The 18783-nt window shown below is 45.1% G+C and carries 18 protein-coding genes; 8 read left to right on the top strand and 10 right to left on the bottom strand.

Annotated features, from left to right (window positions below):
- Window positions 1–9: 9 nt before the first annotated feature.
- From EHO57_RS00770 to EHO57_RS00785, 4 genes are all read left to right on the top strand, one after another.
- The gene (locus EHO57_RS00770; protein ID WP_135646882.1) at window positions 10–480 is read left to right on the top strand and encodes a tetratricopeptide repeat protein; all 471 of its coding nucleotides are present in this window, start codon (window positions 10–12) and stop codon (window positions 478–480) included.
- A 24-nt stretch (window positions 481–504) separates the two neighbouring features.
- A complete protein-coding gene (locus EHO57_RS00775) occupies window positions 505–1128 on the top strand; it encodes a GNAT family N-acetyltransferase (RefSeq protein ID WP_135646883.1) in 624 nt (207 codons plus the stop codon).
- Window positions 1129–1217: 89 nt separating this feature from the next.
- Window positions 1218–2165, top strand: coding sequence for an alpha/beta hydrolase (locus EHO57_RS00780; RefSeq protein ID WP_135646884.1), 948 nt, complete (start codon window positions 1218–1220; stop codon window positions 2163–2165).
- A 21-nt stretch (window positions 2166–2186) separates the two neighbouring features.
- Complete coding sequence (locus tag EHO57_RS00785) at window positions 2187–3242, top strand: alcohol dehydrogenase (protein WP_135646885.1); 1056 nt, start codon at window positions 2187–2189, stop codon at window positions 3240–3242.
- 68 nt (window positions 3243–3310) lie between these two features.
- Here the strand turns inward: EHO57_RS00785 and EHO57_RS00790 are convergent, their stop codons facing one another.
- Together EHO57_RS00790 and EHO57_RS00795 are read right to left on the bottom strand one after the other, a co-directional pair.
- Complete coding sequence (locus EHO57_RS00790) at window positions 3311–3826, bottom strand: hypothetical protein (RefSeq protein WP_135646886.1); 516 nt, start codon at window positions 3824–3826, stop codon at window positions 3311–3313.
- Complete coding sequence (locus EHO57_RS00795) at window positions 3826–4260, bottom strand: hypothetical protein (RefSeq protein ID WP_135646887.1); 435 nt, start codon at window positions 4258–4260, stop codon at window positions 3826–3828. Before EHO57_RS00795 ends, EHO57_RS00790 begins: the two co-directional genes overlap by 1 nt.
- Window positions 4261–4469: 209 nt before the next feature.
- On the opposite strand from EHO57_RS00795, the gene EHO57_RS00800 reads away from it, so the two are divergent.
- Window positions 4470–5156, top strand: a complete 687-nt coding sequence (locus EHO57_RS00800; protein ID WP_135646888.1) for a hypothetical protein — start codon at window positions 4470–4472, stop codon at window positions 5154–5156.
- Window positions 5157–5316: 160 nt separating this feature from the next.
- Here the strand turns inward: EHO57_RS00800 and EHO57_RS00805 are convergent, their stop codons facing one another.
- A complete protein-coding gene (locus tag EHO57_RS00805) occupies window positions 5317–6474 on the bottom strand; it encodes a glycosyltransferase (RefSeq protein WP_135646889.1) in 1158 nt (385 codons plus the stop codon).
- A 46-nt stretch (window positions 6475–6520) separates the two neighbouring features.
- Entirely contained in the window at window positions 6521–8074 is a 1554-nt protein-coding gene (locus EHO57_RS00810; protein ID WP_135646890.1) for a glycosyltransferase family protein, read from the bottom strand.
- A gap of 164 nt (window positions 8075–8238) precedes the next feature.
- Between EHO57_RS00810 and EHO57_RS00815 the strand changes: the two genes are divergently transcribed.
- The gene (locus EHO57_RS00815) at window positions 8239–10038 is read left to right on the top strand and encodes a PQQ-dependent sugar dehydrogenase (protein WP_135646891.1); all 1800 of its coding nucleotides are present in this window, start codon (window positions 8239–8241) and stop codon (window positions 10036–10038) included.
- Between the two features lie 63 nt (window positions 10039–10101).
- Here EHO57_RS00815 and EHO57_RS00820 read toward each other — a convergent pair whose 3' ends face one another.
- Window positions 10102–12627: a cyclic nucleotide-binding domain-containing protein gene (locus tag EHO57_RS00820; RefSeq protein ID WP_135646892.1), complete on the bottom strand. Its 2526-nt coding sequence runs from the start codon at window positions 12625–12627 to the stop codon at window positions 10102–10104.
- A gap of 190 nt (window positions 12628–12817) precedes the next feature.
- Between EHO57_RS00820 and EHO57_RS00825 the strand changes: the two genes are divergently transcribed.
- Window positions 12818–13954, top strand: a complete 1137-nt coding sequence (locus tag EHO57_RS00825; protein ID WP_135646893.1) for a DUF1343 domain-containing protein — start codon at window positions 12818–12820, stop codon at window positions 13952–13954.
- Between the two features lie 81 nt (window positions 13955–14035).
- Here the strand turns inward: EHO57_RS00825 and EHO57_RS00830 are convergent, their stop codons facing one another.
- Genes EHO57_RS00830 through EHO57_RS00840 form a run of 3 tightly spaced genes read right to left on the bottom strand, consistent with a single transcriptional unit; the run spans window position 14036 to window position 15101 of the window.
- Window positions 14036–14272, bottom strand: coding sequence for a hypothetical protein (locus EHO57_RS00830; protein WP_135646894.1), 237 nt, complete (start codon window positions 14270–14272; stop codon window positions 14036–14038).
- A 7-nt stretch (window positions 14273–14279) separates the two neighbouring features.
- On the bottom strand, window positions 14280–14876 hold the full coding sequence (locus EHO57_RS00835; RefSeq protein WP_135646895.1) for a hypothetical protein: 597 nt from the start codon (window positions 14874–14876) through the stop codon (window positions 14280–14282).
- A 21-nt stretch (window positions 14877–14897) separates the two neighbouring features.
- Window positions 14898–15101, bottom strand: coding sequence for a hypothetical protein (locus EHO57_RS00840; protein WP_135646896.1), 204 nt, complete (start codon window positions 15099–15101; stop codon window positions 14898–14900).
- 137 nt (window positions 15102–15238) lie between these two features.
- On the opposite strand from EHO57_RS00840, the gene EHO57_RS00845 reads away from it, so the two are divergent.
- Window positions 15239–15865, top strand: coding sequence for a CDGSH iron-sulfur domain-containing protein (locus tag EHO57_RS00845; protein WP_135646897.1), 627 nt, complete (start codon window positions 15239–15241; stop codon window positions 15863–15865).
- A gap of 83 nt (window positions 15866–15948) precedes the next feature.
- Here the strand turns inward: EHO57_RS00845 and EHO57_RS00850 are convergent, their stop codons facing one another.
- Together EHO57_RS00850 and EHO57_RS00855 are read right to left on the bottom strand one after the other, a co-directional pair.
- Window positions 15949–17409: an NAD(P)H-hydrate epimerase gene (locus EHO57_RS00850; protein WP_135646898.1), complete on the bottom strand. Its 1461-nt coding sequence runs from the start codon at window positions 17407–17409 to the stop codon at window positions 15949–15951.
- Window positions 17410–17415: 6 nt separating this feature from the next.
- A complete protein-coding gene (locus tag EHO57_RS00855; RefSeq protein ID WP_246050428.1) occupies window positions 17416–18627 on the bottom strand; it encodes an LIC_12708 family protein in 1212 nt (403 codons plus the stop codon).
- Window positions 18628–18783: the final 156 nt, after the last annotated feature.

Consider the following 18783-nt stretch of genomic DNA (forward strand, 5'->3'; position numbering starts at 1 on the left):
GGTAGATAATTGGAAAACCTGACTCCTGAAGATAAACTCGAAGCCGCTAAATTTTTCTATAGAACCGGCGATCTGGACCGCTCCGAATTTTTACTGAAATCCTCTTTGGAAGATTCCGAAAGTCACGAAACCTACTTCTTTCTGGGGCTGATCGAAAATCAGAAAAGCAATTGGAAGAAGGGATTGTACTATTTCTACAGATCCGTCGAAGTGAATCCTGAATACGGAAATCCTTGTAACGAGATCGGTATCCTTCTACTTCGCATGGGAAGAGAAAGAGAATCCGTTTTCTGGCTTAAGAAATCCTTGCGTTGTACTTTGAATGACGCTCCTCATATTTCTCTTTTTAATCTGGCAACCCTGTACAAGATCTGGAACCGCCCGGAGCGTTCCCTTCAATATTTGCACAAGGCAATCGTGATCAAGCCGGACTTCGAAGAGGCAAAACGCCTAAGAGAAGAGCTGAACTCGGCGATCTAAGGCCCTCTTTTTAGATTATCCAAGGTGAAACAGAGTTCAAATATTATAATTCGACCTGCCAAGTCGGAAGATGCACAGGCCGCCGTTCCTCTGATCTATAGCTCCGGGCCGGATGCCTGGAGCTATGTGTTCCAGGAAGGAAAACTTTCTCCTCAGGACTTCTTGACCCGTTCTTTCCAAGGCACCAAGAATACGATCAGCTACAAGAATCATTTCGTAGCAGAGAAGAATGGAGAGATTGTAGGAACTATAGTCGTCTATACTTCGGATCGATTCTTTTTTTTGAACGCTGGAACTGCGGGGAATATATTCCGGATCTACGGTCTTCGCGGGATTAAGGTAGCACTCCGCGGATTGAGTATGGAAGGGATGATCCAACCTCCCAAATCGGGTCGTTTGTATCTGGGGCATATTGCGGTTCCTGTCCACCAGAGAAAACAGGGAATCGGAGAGGCTCTCATGAGACACGCTGTATCGGCTTTTCCGAATTATTCCAAGATCTCCTTGGATGTCTCTCAAGTGAATCCTGGAGCGATCGGTTTGTACAATAAGCTCGGATTCAAAATAGTCGAGTCCAGAAAATTCGCAGGACCAAAGGGCCTAGTGCCGGATCATCATTATATGGAAGCGGATCGTTCTTCCTTTTAATATCCCGATTCCATTCTATAAAATGGAACGACAAAATTGTTTATATGCGTTAGTCTATCGGCCCTGATCCGAAAAATTGGGGTGAGAGAATGGAATTTGCTCCGGAGATGTTGGAGTATGCGACACGCATTGCTTCCTTGGGATTAACAGGCTACGCCGAAGGAACAGTCCAGGAAAGAAGAGACGGTTATTCCGCTATAGGAGATCTGCTCGGACCGGGGCCAGAAATGAAAGAGGTCCGAGACGTCTTAGTCCGCTCCGTAGACGGAACTATATTAATTAAAAATTATATTCCAAAAACCGAGATCCGATCCCAGATCCTATACTTTCACGGTGGAGGCTGGGTAGTCGGAAGGATCCGGGACTTCGATCCGTTTGCAAGAAAGTTAGCGGACGGCACTTCAAGTATAGTTTCTCTTGTGGATTATAGACTTGCGCCGGAGCATCCTTATCCCATTCCTCTTGAGGATTCATACGCAGCATTAGAATGGGCAGAATCCTTTAAGAACGAATCCTTCGGGAAAGAATTTCCTCTGGTCGTGGCGGGAGATAGTGCCGGTGGGAATTTAGCAGCGGCTACCATCCTGAGGGCAAGAGATAGGAAGGGGCCTAAGATAGATCTGCAAGTATTGATCTATCCGGTTACCGAAACGATCTGCAACACGGAATCGTACAAGGAATTCGAGTTCGGTCCCGGACTGACTAAAAAGGACATGGAATGGTTTATTTCCCAGTATCTCCCCGATCCGGATTCGAGAAGGCAATGGTCCGCTTCTCCCTTATTCTCCGAGAATTGGAAGGATCTCCCTCCCGCTGTAGTCTTTACCGCCGGGATTGATCCTCTTCGATCCGACGGGGAGCTATATTCCAAAAAATTGATGGATGCCGGTATTCCGGTAGTATTTAAGAATTTTGAGGGTTATACGCATGGTTTTTTTACCAAGGTCAACCTTCTCAAGTCACCGGAAGAAGGAATACGGATCATCTCTCAACAGATAGAGAAGTTAAGATTTCTTCCTCACAATATACATAAATAGGGAATATATTCAAATTTACTTATGAAAAGTGCAAGACTGATCGAATTCGGATCCCCTTTGGAGTTGGAAGAGAAAAGAGATCCTTCTCCGAAAGGAACCGAAATACTATTAGAGGTCCTGGCCTGCGGTGTCTGTCATTCGGATCTGCATTTGAGAGACGGATATTACCAAATGGGGAAGGGCGAGAAACTATGGGTAAAAGACAGGGGAGTCAGACTTCCTTTGACTCCAGGACACGAGGTAGTCGGCCGGGTCTTGCAAGTGGGACCTGAGGCGGGCAAAGTTCCTTTAGGCGCAGTCAAATTGGTTTATCCTTGGATCGGTTGCGGGGAATGTGAGGAATGCGAAGAAGGAACTCCTCAGCTTTGCTCTTCTCCCAAGTCTTTAGGGATTTACCAAGACGGGGGTTACTCGGATCGGATCCTCGTTCCTCATCCTAAATGGCTTTTAGATACTCACGACCTTCTTCCGGAATACGCTTGTTCGTATGCATGTGCAGGTCTGACTGCGTACGGTGCTTTGAAGAAAAGTCTTCCTTTGAGTGCAAAGGATCATCTTCTTATTATTGGAGCTGGAGGACTGGGAATGTTTGCTGCTCAGCTTCTTCCCTTGCTAACGGATGCAAAGGTGATCTTTCTGGATCTGGATGAGGGAAGGCTCGCTAAGATCCGGGAATTCGGTTTTCAAACGGTGAATTCTTCGGAAGGAGAAACTTCGGAAGCCGTTAGAAAGATCGTCGGTCCCAAAGGAGTGAGCGCCGCAATCGACTTTGTGAATAATTCGGTTACTTCTTCTTTAGCGTTCTCTCTTTTGAAGAAGAACGGTAAAATGATCTCAGTCGGACTTTTTGGAGGAGAGTTAAAGATACCGACTCCGATCCTTTCCTTGAGAAGTTTGACTGTGAGAGGGAGTTATACTGGTTCTCCTTCGGAATTGGCGGAACTTCTACAACTTGTCTCCGAAAAGAAATTAGCTCCTATCCCGGTCCAAGTCAAAAGCCTAAAAGAAGCCGATTCTATCTTGAATGATCTCGCTTCCGGAAAGGTTTTAGGAAGAGTTGTTTTGACAGGAAAATGACGGATCAGATCCATCCGATCTCAGATCCGGTCTGCATTTCGTTGAATGATCTTAATAAGAAGGGGATTTCAAATCTCAGGAGTTGGAGGAACGTTCTGGAATTCTTTCGGAAGAGAGACTTCTGGTCCCTCTTTAGTTTCGGGAATAGGGATCTCTTTCTCGCCTATTTTGAATTTGAGCCCTTCTTCCGATTCTTGGATATATTCTCCGAGAGCGGTAGATACATTACGAGCGATCCTATATTTTAGAAAAACGTGACCCTTCTTCTTTGCAAATAATTCTCCGTCCCTGTCCGCTGCAAGTTCTAAGGAAGAAAACGGTATTTCTTCTCCGGAATCGGCGAGAAAGAAGAGTTCTCCATCCTTCTCCCAAACGCGGATCAAGTTCAATGCGTATCCGAAAAGTTCTAAGTACCCTTGTTCGGAAAATTGGCCGTACTCGTTGTCTATATAGATCCCATCTTGGGCATCCTTTAGGTTCCTTCTGAAATACTCCAGGATATCCTTTTGATCGATGTGGGTCCCTCGAAAGATCCATTCTCCGTTAGGCGTTATCTTGATCTCGCTGTTGAGACGTCTGGCCATTATTCTTCTTCCCTATCCCTATAACGAAATGCATTTGCTTCCAATACCTTTGCGTCTCTTGCGATCTCGGACATATTCGTAGTATAGCCTTCCGCACTTCCTGTTTGGAAGATCGTGGGTGGAATGGGAACTACGGCAGTGTTTGTTAAGTACATTCCGTCCATTCCTCGATCGAAAAGTTCTCTCTTGATCTTTTCCATATAGAACTTGGTGATCTTGCCGTCGGCAAAATTGCGGATGACCACCTTCCCGTATGTTTTATAACTTCTCTTTCTGGGAGCTTGTTTTAGGATCTCAACCTCTTCCCAACTTTTTCGGTGAGAGCGTATGACGCCCGGCTTAGGGACTCCGTCTGCGACAAATTCTACCGAAAAACAGGAATAGATGCAAAAAAACAGGGGGAGTAGGCTGAGATTCGAAAGCGGAATGATCATTCGATTCCTGGCTTTCAAAAATTGTAAAATGCGGGGCATCCCCCCTATTCCAGTGGGAGAGATCCGCCGGACAAGCGGTTTTTTGCAAGGCCAAAAGAAGGCTTTTCATTCGGGGATTTTTTTTATATACTCTCTCCGGATCCTCGGTAAATTATCGCAGAATTCGGAAGCCTGTTTAAGCTGGTTCACCAGGCCTTCAAAACACTCGTATGGAAGACATAGATCTAAAAAAACGCGCGAGGGAAAATGTCCTGAAGATCGGATATTGTACCTTGGACGAGCTGGAAGAGAAGGTAAAAGCGTTCCGGGTCATGAACCAAAACGCCGCCAAGAAAAGATACCTGATCACTCGTGAGCCTATTCAGGACGCTTCCGGGAAAGTGCTGGTTCCCAAGGCGGCAGAGATCGATATTTCGACTGCGAAACTATTACGCAGGCATTTTAAACCCAACAGCGAATTTAAGACCTTCCAACCGGACGAGGGTATCGTAATTATTTCAGATATGACTTCCGCAGAAGGGGTCTCCTTTACCATGGACATTGTGACTCAGATCATGAACCTGGGTGGGGGCGCTTACGAAGGGTTTATCGACCGAGTGGATAGCTTTGGTGACTTCATCAATCTTTTGAAGAAATCCCTTTTTCCGAGATTGATCATTATCGGATATATTCCTTCGGATAAGATCCAAGGCGAACTCTTGAATTTTGTAAGGGTGAAGCGAGTGGATAATTATCTACGGGCGATGGAATTGACCCATACTGCATTCAAGCCTCAGGCCTATTTTCCAAAGATCCGCCAGATCGAGATTTCCCAAGAAGATCCTAAGTCATGGGGTCGCTTCGTAGTGGAGATCGTGAGAGAATATACTCGGCCATATCTATTGGAAGAAGTTTAGGTCGGCCCCCACCCTCATCGGGTCGGGGAGGTGGGTGCCCTAGTGGGACGTCGCGATTTCTCTATTATCATAAAAGTCAGTATTCCGCAATCCCAATTTTCAGCAGTTCCCACAGAGTAGGAACTAATCGTATTTCTTGTAGGAACCTTGTGCCCGGCGTTTACTGTTGTCCCTTCGCTGCATTCAGCCAGGTGAAATTCGAATTCAAGAAATAATTCGTAAACATTGCCACTGAGATCGCAACCAGATCACAGAAAAGTCTGAGCTCAAAACGCGGTTCCATTCCCATTCTTGGCAAGGCTTTATAGAATAGAAGTTCGAAGATCCCTAATTGCACAAAGATCCCGAGAGCGCTTACTCCCGAGAAGATCAGAAAGCCCCGGATCGCATCCCATCTCTTGTATCTATTTTCATAAAATGTAAAGTAGTTATTCAAGATGAAATTGCTGATGATGGATAATTCTATCCCGAAGAATACGGAAGAAGGAAATATCGGAAGAAGTTCGAAACCAGTTGCGAGATCTTTTACTCCTATGCTTTCGAACAAGACGAAGCCGAATAGGTTCACTATTACTCCGCTGAGCCCGACCAAGGAATACAGAAGAAAGGTCGAAGAGATCCATTTCCCGAATCTAAGATCCAAAACTGTGATCAGGAAACTTCTTGCTATGGAATTGTTTATCTTCGTTTCTCCGTGCAGTCTGTTCTTGAAGTGAAAAGGGATCTCTCCTATCTTGATCCCGTTTCCTGCTCGGCCTAGGATCTCTAGTAGGATCTTGAATCCTCTCGGATTGATCCTATCCCCGGTGCGAAAGAAGATCTCCCTTTTCAAGGCAAAGAACCCACTCATAGGGTCGGTGATCCGGATGGGAAGAATGAATTGTGTGAATTTATTCGCGGCGATACTTAATAATTTTCGAATGAGATTCCAGCTTCCTGTGGATCCGCCGTTTGCGTAGCGGGTACCCACTGCCACATCGCAGCCTTCTTCTAATTTTTGGATCATTTGCGGGAGAACGGTTTCGTCATGCTGTAGATCGGCGTCCATGACGAGAAAATACTCTCCTTCTGCGATACTCATCCCAGATACGATTGCGGAAGAGAGACCTTTTTCAGTCATTCTCCGGATGATCTTGACCCGAGAGTTTGACTCGTGCATTTTTTCTACGATCGCCCAGGTCCCATCGGGGCTGTTATCATCGATTACAATAATTTCATATTCTATATTCTTGAATATTTGGATTACACCGGATATACATCTCTCTATGTTCTCGGCCTCGTTAAAGGTCGGAAGTAGCACCGATATCTTTGGTCGCATTCTTATTTCCTATTTGTTTTCGAAAGGATCGTGGGCCGAGCTGGGTTTAAAATACGGCAGAGCCAGTCTTGGACGGATCTTCTTCTGCCTGCTTGCAAAGCTGGAATTGATACAGGTACAGGCTTGTTCTTCTCTTATTCTTGTTCGGATTCAGGGAAACGGCGAATTCTTCCAAGGGTGACGATTTGAAATTTGCCATAAGGATCCAAGGTGGATCCGGATCGATCCCTCCAAGAACATAGTCTTTTCTCACGATCAGTGCCGCCGAACAAGATTTATAAGGATCGAAGCCCTTGATCCTTGGCTGTTGATTTTCGTCTAGGGTTTCCACGAGTTCATATTTCTCCAAAGGAGTTCTATACGCATATGAGACTGGAAGATGGGGAATTGAATCCTTATAAACGTAAACTTGTTTGATCTCCGTGTGGGAATTCAAGTACCGGACCAGCTCTATCGTATTGTTCTGGATTGTGAAGAAACTCAAGAGTCCTAGAAGCAGAAAATTGACTAAGAAGAACAAGAATCTGCGAATGGAAATCCTCCTCTTCTTCTCCTTGCGCCACCAATACGCGACTATGGGAGAGAGCAATAGGAGCATAAGAGGAAGAACAGGCAGAAGGAATCTTTCTTCTTTGTGAGGGATTATCGAATGAAGGGCCAGGAAAAATCCGTAATATACCAGTGCAGGGATCAACTTGGAATAGGAAGCTTTCCAATGAAAGCCGTCGTATTTTCCGATCAAGAAGGGAAATAAACAAGCACCTAATATTGTGGGAAGATAAGCATACCAAGGAGAAGTCCCGTATTCAGAGGAATGATGCATATTATAGGAGATATAGGATCTTAAAGAAGAATGGAACGATCCCCTGAATACCAAGTCCGGTAAGCCTGTAAGAATTACCAAAACTACGGAATATATTAAGAATAAATAAACATCCTTACGCTTTCTTTCCTGAATAGATCTGTAAACAACCAACGAGAAGAGCGCAGCCGCGCATATCCCTGCTTGGAAGCGGAACAAGGAGGCAATTGAGAGTAAGGCTAAAGACCAAAAAAGTTGCGTATGATCTCCTGATCTCCAATATACCGAAGCGAAATAGACGGATCCTAATATGAATGGCGCGGACATGGATTCGATCAAGGATCTGGTCGAAACGAATGGCATTAGGAAGTGCAAGGAAAGTAAGAAGGTCCCAACTAGCGGGATCCATTGCGTATAATTTTTAGGCTCTTCCTCGGTTTCTGAATATAGATATTTTAGTAGCTCGTATCCGATCCAGATGGAGATCGCGGACAGGATACCTAAGCAGACGAATACGAATTGGATCTGATTCAAAGGATCGGTGAATCCGATCAGATAGGATATCTTTGCAAAGAATCTGATAATCGCATCCGGGATCAGAGATCTGATCTCCGGAACAGATTGCACGTTATCCACTAACCCCAATGACTCTGATTGCGCTGGAACGGAAAAGAATAAGATATAATAATCGTCTAGTGCGAGATAACCTTTGTTGAATATAGCAGTAGCGATGCGAACTGCAATGCCTAAGCCGAGTAGGATGAGAAACCATCTTCTCTCATTTCTTATATTCAGCATGTCGGCATCATTCCATTCTTTGATTTCAAACAGAAACCGAAATGATTACATACCTATGAACAGTAGCTTGGAATGGCCTTACGTATATATCCTGTTTTCATTCTGTAATATGATTGGTTTGCTTTTTACTTGCTCCTTTCTTTTTCAAAAAAGCTAGTGTTCGCATGCAAATATCATACAAAAAAATCTTACCGGTCGGTATTCTTATCTTTTTATTGCCGAACCTTGCTCATGCTCAATTCTATTCAAGCAAAGGTATTCAAAAGAATGCGAATGAGAAGAATGCGGAATGGCAGGTGAAGGAGGGTTTTACTCTGATAGAGGATGCCGGGAATTTTACGACTCCTGTCAGCATTGCTCTTCTGAAACATCCGGGTCCTTATCCGGAGGATGTGATCTACATCGTCAGCGAACTACGAGGGCATATACGAGCTAAATTAAGGAATGGTAATGTAGTTACGATCGGAGAGGACGAGGATATTTCCAAGCCTAGAAAAGAGCTTCCCGATTTTCAGGGAGAGATGGGACAAACTGGAGCCTGCCTGACCCCGGACGACAAGACTCTTTATACGACTGCCGTTTACCAACAAGGGTGGGGGAGAAGCAATAAGATCACTCGCTGGAGATCCGTTGGGACCAAGCCTTGGACCAAGATCGAAAAGGTAGAGGTGTTCGATACGCCGTTCAGAGGTGATACAGCCGGACTCGCACACCAGATCGGGCATTGTTTCGTTGATTCGAATTATCATATTTGGGTGGGAACCGGTGACGGCCAGTCTTGGACCAGTTCCCATAAGAAGGATAGCACGAATGGGAAGCTCTTGAGATTGAAGTCCGACTTCTCTCAAGTAGAATCCAATCCTTTCTTCACAGGAAGGAAGGCGGATCCGCAAGGTTATATTTATTCTTTAGGACTTAGAAATCCTTTCGCGATCGCAAAGTCGGAGGGAGGAGAGGTCTATGTGGCGGACAATGGACCTGAAATTGATCGTTTAGTAAAGGCTTCTCGAGGGATGGACTTCCCTTGGGATAATACCAATCCGAGCATGACCTATAATAATTTGATGACCTTTCCGAAGTCTATCGGGCCTGCGGATATGATCTATGTTCCTAAGAACCATAAATTAACCGCGTTACGCGGCCATTTGGTGATCGCGGCTTCTCATATTACTTCTCTTCTTGCGGTTCCGATAGACGATAAGAAAGGAGTCGTAGGAGAACCTTGGTGGGTAGTTCTTCCTACTAAATACGAAGAAGAAAGAAGACAGGATTTTACCGGTCTCGCTCTCGGAGAAGACGGCATCTATATTTCCCATATCCGAATGAGAAAGGACGGAGGATTACTACCTGCTCCCGTTCTGAAATTAATACCAGGAAAGATCTCTGCGGAAAAGATGAAATACAGCGGGGAACAACTCGTCGAGGTAAAGGGTTGCAGAAGCTGCCATACTCTAGGCGGAGTAGGGAGTAATGTTGCTCCGAATCTCGACCAGATCAGTGTTAGATCTAATGAAACCTTTAAGACCGCGGATTTTCTGAAGCAGATCAAGGAAATGGAATCTTATTCCGAAGAACCGGATCATGAGAAATGGAACGGAATTCGGGCTAAGCTTGCAGATCCGAACCTGAGCACTAAGGAAAAGCTTGCGATCTATATCCCTTCCAAATTGCAAAATCCTAAGTTCCTGAATCCGATGAGTGGGATGCCGAATATGGGACTCTCCGCGGAGGAGATAGAATCTCTTAAGGAATTTCTAATGGAGATCTCCGAGGATTCGGTACGATACCAAGGACTCGAAAAATGGGAGTACAGCGTAGTAAAACAATTCGAACAGAACCCAAGGATTTCTTTGGTTCTCTGTCTTGTGTTAGGAGTTTTACTCGGTGTCTATGGCAAGAATATGATCGCCGCGCTTAGAAAGGGAGCTCTCTGGATCTACCGGAAAGTGATTAAAAGATCCTAAACGATTTGCCTTTTAGAATAAGCCGCGAATCTCAGACTCGCGGCTTCGACGGATCAAAAATCTTCAGACTCTATAGAATTCTAAATTCTCTCTCAATTGGTCCGGTAAACTTCCCAGAGTATTGATATATTTCTTATATCTGTTTTCCAGCTCAGTGAATTTGCGGGTCCTGATATTGATGAATCTGTTATTGATCTCTCCGAAGGCAGGCATTTTGGAAACCTTTTCTCGGATCGGTCGCGCAAAAGGAATATGACGGTAGAAGATACTTCTCACTACTCGGTTCAATCGTTGAACTCCTTCGGCTTCGTACTTGATCCAAAGCTGATAGTCGTTTGCGAAAATATCCCGCTCATTTCGGAAGCGTTTGAATTCCGCCGCGAGCTTTTCCTTGATCTCAATTGAGAGATCCTTGTTCTTTTTGTAGAACTGAACGTAGTCCATATAGTCCGCAGTGATGGACGGATTTCCCACGTTATTCCATTCGGGACCGAGGATAGTCTTACAAAGCTCCCAGCGGAAAGCCGCGAATGCATCTATGAGAAGGGACTTCAGATCTCCTTGCACGAAGATCGGAAGAACGATCCTGCCTCGGCTTTCTTTGGAACCGGAACCCCTATGAATAGAAAGCTCCTGCCACATCATGATCTTACTTCCGATAGAAGGGACGATAATGAAATCCGGAACGATGGCCCTTTGGATGAATTCCTTATTGATCCCGGTCTCAGGATTATTATAGATCACCTCTCGGTTGAATACGGAGAAATCCACTGCCATGATATCATGGATGGTATCCGTCAAAAGCTTCTTCGTAACATAAGCTTTTCCTAATGGGATCTGGGAATGATACTTGGTCAAAATAGGTAGGTAGGTCGCCAAGGAACCGGTAGTAAGACGGACGTTCGCCTCGTACATCGCTCCGAATTCGAACTTCAATCTAGCTTCCGGGTTATCTATATCAGGTGGAAGATCGGATTCCTTTTTGAAGACTGCATTCCGATTGTCCATCTTGACCTTGTCGAAGAAGTTCTGTCCTAACTCGTCCAGAGAAGTAGGGGCTTCTCTCTTGTAGATCCTTTCTAGCCATTCTGTTCCGTAGTGGATCGGAATATCGGAAACCGCAGCGATCGGGTCCTTGTAAGTAGACATGAAGACTAATTGGGAATCATCCAACATGGTCTCATCAAAGAGTCCGTACTTGAGCATTAGATCAACAGGCTTCGGAACATTCTTGTTCGAATTCATATACTTCTGAAAGCAGGCAGCATAGATATCGAAATAGGTTTTTGTAATAGAGCGTCTGAGTTTTCGAGTATCGTTGTCCGAATCTAAAGGATTTTTCAGCGATTTGAGTTTCACCATCATTGCGGAGAACTCTTTGATCGCGTCCCCGCCTAAACCGGAAAACTGAATGATCGTAGAAGCGGAGTTTGCCAATTCCTTTCGGATCGCGGTTGCATCCGCAGAACCGTCCACGGATATTCCCCCGTTGGTTGCTGCGGCAGGTGCAGAGGATTCGAATTTTTTGGAAAGCCCCAGGGTCTTTTCCAAAAAGGATTTAATATTCGGAGAAGGGTTCGGTAACGCGGAACCGAATAGAGTCTGGTGGCCCGCCAGAGATCTTTCGATCTTTTGGGATACTACTTGTAGGATCGGGACCACGAATTCAGGAGGGGCGGTGGAATATCCGTTAGCCGCCATATCCAAGATCAAAAAGTATTTCTCTGTCAGACTTTCCGGACCACCTAAGAGAAGTTTGAATCCTTCATCTACTTCCTCCAGGATGCCTCTTGAATTTTCCGTAAGACCGTTCTGCACTCTACCTAACTTATCGCAGACATAAGAGACCATTGCAGGATCAGGAGCGAAAAGTTGCGCAAGTAGATTCGGATCGGAGAGAATGATCTTTCGAACGAAATTGAATTCTGCGTCTTGGAATTCTATCTCTTCCGGATTGTACTTCATCAAAAGCTGGGAATGATCCTCTTCTACATAATTGGGGGTAGGTCTTTCGGGAAGGATCCCACCGTTATCGAAGTAATGCTTAAGATTTTCTCTCGCAAGTCGAAGTACCGGATCTACGATCTCTGCGCCCGGATCCGCTATTGGTTGTCCTGGCTTGATATCCGGAAAAACTCCCGGGTTGAATTGATAGTACAAAAGAGAAAGATTGTCGTTCGTCCTTCCCATATCCGAAGCGATCTTTCTGAGCTGGTTCGCCTTCTTGAATAGTTCGGTGATCTCTCTTAAAAGAGAGCGGCCTACCATGATGCCTAGAGAACTTCTCGCAGCAAGAGAACGGCCTACGGTAGACTGGGACATAACATACGTGGAAAGCACGCAGTCCTGTTCCGCGATAATTGTATAAGGATAGCGACCCGTTCCGAATAAGGCGGAGGCACCTGGGGTCAGATTGGCACCGGAGATCTTAAATAGCTCCAGCTTTCTGCTATTGGGAGCATCGAGCACGTAACGCAAGGCTCCGCTATGGAGTACGTTTAAGGAATTTGCGCTGGAACCTTCTGGAAAGAGAACAGAACCGGCTTTAACAGTGACTTTTTGATTTGGTACGCTTGTATCTAATGCCATACGATCGCGGGTTGGGGCAAATTAAGAAGAAAACAATCCTTTGCCAAGGAAGGAAACTCTTTTTTAAAGGATTCTCCAAAAACAAACTTTGTTCCAAAAAGAGAAAGGATCGCCTAGGACAGTGCAGGCAACTGGGAGAAGATCAAGTCTGCTTGACTAAGGATCTGAATCCCAAAAACTCCATTTGAAAATGAAAAAACCGGACCAAGTACTGAAAGGCTCTTCTATAGGAATGCTCACCAACCAAAGCGCATACGGTTGGAAAGGCGATTATCATTTCAGGAGCATACAGAAAGAATACGGATTAAAGAAGTTATTCCTTCCGGAGCATGGGCTTTTTGCAGAGCTACAAGATCAAGTCTCCGGAAGTGAACTTCACTACGATCTGGGAGAAACTCAGATCTTAAATCTATACGGAGACAACGAAGACAGCCTTTTTCCCGGAGAAGAAGCCTTTTCGGGTCTAGACACATTTCTCATCGATATTCGGGATGTGGGAGCTCGCTATTATACCTTTTTGACTAGTGCCTTGTATGCGATGCAGGCAGCGGACCAATACCAAAAATCCGGGAAAGGAAGGATCAAGATCGTAGTAGTGGATTCTCCGAATCCTGCGGGAAGAAGAATAGAAGGATCTCCACTTCAAAAAAAATTCGCTTCTTTTGTAGGAGTAGAAGGTACCTTACATAGACACGGACTTTCTACAGCGGGACTTCTAGAATATTATAAGGATGTGTTTTCCCTAGATCTGAAATTCCATAGGATCAAACTGTATCCGAAAAAGAGCTCGAGTTTTCTTTGGGTTCCACCTTCTCCGAATATTCCCGCACAAACGACTTGCTATGTATATACGGGCCTTTGTCTTTTAGAAGGAACCAATCTCTCCGAAGGAAGAGGTACTACTCGCCCCTTCGAGATCTTCGGAGCTCCATATATCGACGACCTGGACCGAGGCATTCTGGAAAAGTTGGAAGAAAAGCAAAAGGGCATTTTTAGACTGAGATCTTTGAAGTTCATTCCCACCTTTCATAAACATTTCGGGAAAGTTTGCGGAGGATATCAGATCCTTTTGGATAAACCCGAGAAATTCCACAGTCTACTATTCGGATTGCATTTTTTGAAAACAATCCGGGAGGAATATCCGGATCAATTCGAGTTCCTAAACGGACCGTACGAATTCAGATCGGATCTCCCTGCGATCCAATTGCTCGTGGGAGACGAGTTCCTGCTAGGGTATCTGGATGGGAAACGAAAGTATTCCGAGATAAAGGATTATCTGGAAGAGACGGAACGAAATTGGAAGAAGGCTACGAGATCCTATCGATAACCGGCCATCTTGCCTCGAGCCTGGATCGGGACCGCTTGCTACAGCTAAACAGTTAAGAAATGTCTCCAGATCCGAAAAGATTCAGATCGGCAAGCGATTGAATTCGCTTTTTAGTTTTTGCAAATCCCCTAGTAGATCCGTGGGAGAAGGGCGGACTGTCTTTGCTAATTGCATTGCATTTTCGATCAGGTCCAGGATCAGCTTCTTTTCCGTAACGGCTCGGATCTTGGGCATAGTGCTCCATTCTTTCTTAAATAGAGAGGCCTTCTCGTCTACGATGGAGACGATCTTGTTTAATGCATGGATCTCTTCGTTCATACTGTGCTCAAAAATTAGGGATTTCTAAAGAAACATTTCCATTTTCACGGATCATTTCCACTTGGAATTTTCTCTTCTTCTCACCGCGAAATGCGGAGCTCAAATTATTCCATACAGACTTGACCGGGATCTTACATTCGGGAGGGAGATTTTGTATGGCTTCGGAAGAAGGCTCATATCTATAGAATTCGGTGCTTCCTGGCTCCACTTTTTTCGAGATAAGTGTCCAGGGATCCTGCAGGCAATTCAAACCGTCGGATGTAGAAATGCGAACTTGGATCCTGTCTTTTGCATCCGGGAATTGGACCGTCTCGTTTCCTTGGTTCTTTAAAAATAAGAAGAAGGTAGGGAGATCTTTGGTACTCTCTCGACTCGAAGAGAGACGAAAGCTCAGATTTTGGATCTTTATTTCCTTGGATTCGGACTGGCCGGAGAAGGCGAGAGGATTCAGGACTTTGGCGACTGCCGCAAAAATAAAAAGAAGAAGGATCAGATCAAAGAATAAGATCAGTTTACCCCGACTCTTATTCTTATTATCCTCTCTGCTTTTTTTCAGGAACTCTTGGAATTCTTCCGGAGAACGAGAATGATATCCTTTACTCATGTCTTTCCTGGTCGGCTTGTCTTACTTAGTCGATCTCATTTTTTTCAGCCAGAGAGATACCGTCCAAACGACAGTGATTGCAAATACTACAGTAATTACAATGCGGTATTGCAGGAAGAAACTGCTGAAATACGCTCCGATCAGAACGTAGATGGAAGCAACGCAAAGTTTAAAAACGATAAATTCAGCATTGGACCAACTCGTTTCTTTTGTAAAAAAGTTCATATGAACCCGCCTGAGGGATTTTGCTAGCTAGAATCAAATACGAAAGAAAAAATCCGTCAAGCATTCTGCATCCTGCTTGCAGAAACTCGGTGATCTATCATAATCTTTCACCATCTTCGGTCGCAGAGGGAATGGAAATGGAAACAGTAAAAGGCAAACAGGTAACAATACTCTTTGAAGGAAAAAAATGTATCCATTCTCGCAATTGCGTGCTGAGCAGGCCGGACGTTTTCGTGCCGAACGTAGAAGGGGAATGGATCTATCCGGATCAGGCGAGTCCGGAAGAAATTCGAGCACTTGCCCTGAATTGTCCCTCGGGTGCGATCCGTTTCGAGCCGGAAGATCCGAAATTCTCGGAAAAGGCTCCTCCGATCAATGTCGTACGGATCCGAGAGAACGGTCCCTTAGCGTTCCATGCAGATATGGAGTTGGAAGGTTCTGGCAATGAATATCGTCTAACGTTATGTAGATGCGGAGCATCCAAAAATAAACCCTTCTGTGATTCCAGTCATGTCGAGATCGGTTTTACCGCGACTGGAGAACCGCCTGTCCAGGAATCCGAACCCTTGCCCGTCCGAAACGGAAAGCTTGCGATCAAACCTACTAAAAACGGTCCTCTCCATGTAACCGGAAATTTAGAAGTCTGTTCTGGTACTGGAAAGGTAACAAATCGGATTACGGATGGCTATCTTTGCCGCTGTGGAGGATCTTCCAATAAGCCGTACTGTGACGGCACTCACAGAAAGATCGGATTTAAATCCTGATCTGTCCAGTTTACCGAATAACTATTGTTAGGTGGATTGGAATACTTTAGATGGTAGTGCGGTCAATTACGATTTAGAAAGTTCTAAAGGAGTTCCGTTTCGACCAGATTCCGGATCTTCTTGCGGATCCTTCCGGCGGTAGGAAAGCCCTTGCACTGTTCCGCACAGTAAAGAAGAAGGCTCTCCGCCAAGCGCACAGATTCCACGATCTCTTCTCCTCTGGACAAGAAGAAGGAAAGCACGCCTACGAGTAGATCTCCCGTTCCCATCACGGCAAGTCTAGGCTCTTGGTATTCCCAAAAATAGGAGATCCCATCCGGCGAGAAGAGTACGGAGACGGAGCCCTTTAAAAGGAGATAGCAATTCTTTTCTTTCGCCCAGTCTTGTGCCTCTTCCAGACTCGCGTAAATATTCGGAGAAGATTTTCCTGTGAGAGAATTCCATTCCCCTAGATGAGGAGTTAGGATGAAATTCGGAGAAAGCTTTCGATTCGAGACGTCCTGCAATGCTCCCGCATCCAAAACGATCTTTGCATCCTTCGGATATGCAGAAGAAGGAAGATCCGACTTGGTCAAACCTGGGCCAACAGCGATCACTCTCGCTTTCTTCACGAAAGAGGAAGAATACCCGTCCTTTCCTGATTCCAGTTTCGAGATCATAAAGGAAGGATCTTTCTTTAAGACCTTTGTGAGAGTTGATTCCGAAGGAGTCAGTATTTGGGAGATCCCTCCACCTAGTTCCTGGAAGGTGAGAGCAGAGGATAGGATCGCTCCTGCCATTCCTTCCGAACCACCTACAAAGACCGCCGAGCCGTTCTTATATTTGTGGGAGTCTTTCTCTCTCCGCAATCTGGACTTCAATTCTTCCTCGTTTGCGCGAATAAAGACCCTGCTCTTCGTAGAAAACTCTTCTCGCAAGAAGCCGATCGGATGAAAGCTTTTCTTTTCCTTCGAGAGAGGATAAAAAAGATTCTTTAGTTTAGGAGAACCTATCTCCGCTAATGCATCCGCATCGAAAGGAAATTCTTTTTCGGGAATAAAACCGGAAACCGCATCGATACTTAGGATGAAGATCGAAGACTTGAATTTCTCCTTTGCCTTAGAGATCTCTCCGGCCACTCTGGAAATCTCTCCCTCTAACGGTTCCTTGAATCCGGTGCCGAGCAAGCAATCCACGAGCATGAGCCCAGGATGCACTATGCTCGCCTGGAATTTCTCCAAAGGGAGAATAGGGATCTTGAGGGATTCTGTCAGATTTTTATAATATTTCGTTTCTTCGGAAAATGCCCCTGACTTAGAAAAGATCTCTACTTGCAGTCCTTCCGCTTTTAGGAATTGAGCGAGAGCGTATCCGTCGCCTCCGTTATTTCCTGATCCGCAGAGGATTATGATCTTTTGGGCAGAACGAAATTGAACTTCCCAGGCCTTGAAAACGGAGAGCGCGGCAAAGCCCATGAGAAGGGTTCCCGAAATTCCCCTTTCTTGGATCGTAATCCGATCCAATTCCCTACTTTCGTTTTCGTTAAATAGGACCTGGGACTTCACAAAAGGTCATTTCCACTTGTGGATCTCTAGATAGCCGGCCTTGATCTTCATGGAATAGATCTCGTCCTTCGTATCCATCCAAGTTTCTCTCCAAAGACCTCTGGGAGGAGGATAGTTGAGTCGGATATTATTCACATGATTTCCGTCTTCGTCGTGTACTTGTAAACGAATGGAATTTCCTTCCTCTACTTCGGTTTCCCAGATAAAGAAATTATCATTGCTGAGTGCCCAATACAGTGTCTCGGAAGGGTCCTGGATCTCTTTGATCGGAGTGATCCGTTTCTCTTTCAGATCGTAGCGAAGTATCTTTCTATTCTTGAATCTCCCGGACTTGGTCTCATAGAAACTAAAAGAACCTAAAACGTAATCCCCGTCCGCATGAGAGAGAATGGAATCCACATACCAAGTAAAAGTATCTCCGCTAGTATTTAAGGAATCTTTAAAGTCTTCGGCAGAGACTTTTTGCTTTAGTTTGCCGGCTTCGTCGAAAATGCTCAGGCGCATTTCTCCGCCGGCCCTATGATACACGAATAATAGATCGCTATTTCCGGCGTCCATTCTCTCGATATAACCGAAAGGAATGGAACCGCCCGCCCCGTCGGCATAAATGGTCTGAGCTAACTTGCCGGAGTCGTTGATCTTCAGAATGACGGAAGGAACCGCTTCTTCCGCTTCTGTACGAAACTCTCCCGATTTCTTCGCAAAAATATTCTCAGGAGCCTTGTCCGTTTTTACATCTTCTTTTAATACTCTGGACTGAACGAATACATCGTCGCCGTCCGAAACGGTAACGAGACCTATTCTTCCCAATTTGATATTATACGTCTTGATCTTTTCGGTTTGCTTGTCCTTAGGAGTACCGATCACGAATTTCAGATCCCCGTCCGAATTGAAGGCCTTGATCAAGGATTGTTCGAAATCCGGAATATAGATCACACCGGAAGCGACCGCTACTTGGTTCGGCACGTTGGTCGGGACCCGATTTACGATATTCACTTGTAATTCTTTTAATTCTTTTCCCAACTTTACTCTTCCGTAAAGATAAGGATTATAATCGTCCACTCGGAACTTGGAGCAGGAACCTAGTAGGACCAGGAATAAGATCCCGATCGGAATATATTTGCGAAGAACCGGATGTTGTACTTTTGAAATAAACGAAATTTGCATCATATCTGTTTTATCCGTACTCTTTTGGAGAGAGCCCGGGACGTTTTCCATACCATCCTTCTTTTTCCTGTGAGAAAACAAGCAATTTCGGCCATGCTTTGAGTGGGTGGGAGAAGGAAGGGTATTTTTTACTTTACAGTAGAGCTCGCTAAAAATATTTTGAATGGATATCGGGAACCACCCCATCTGTGTATGGGTAAAACCTAA

The sequence above is a fragment of the Leptospira langatensis genome, assembly GCF_004770615.1.
GTDB classification, from domain to species: Bacteria; Spirochaetota; Leptospiria; order Leptospirales; family Leptospiraceae; genus Leptospira_B; species Leptospira_B langatensis.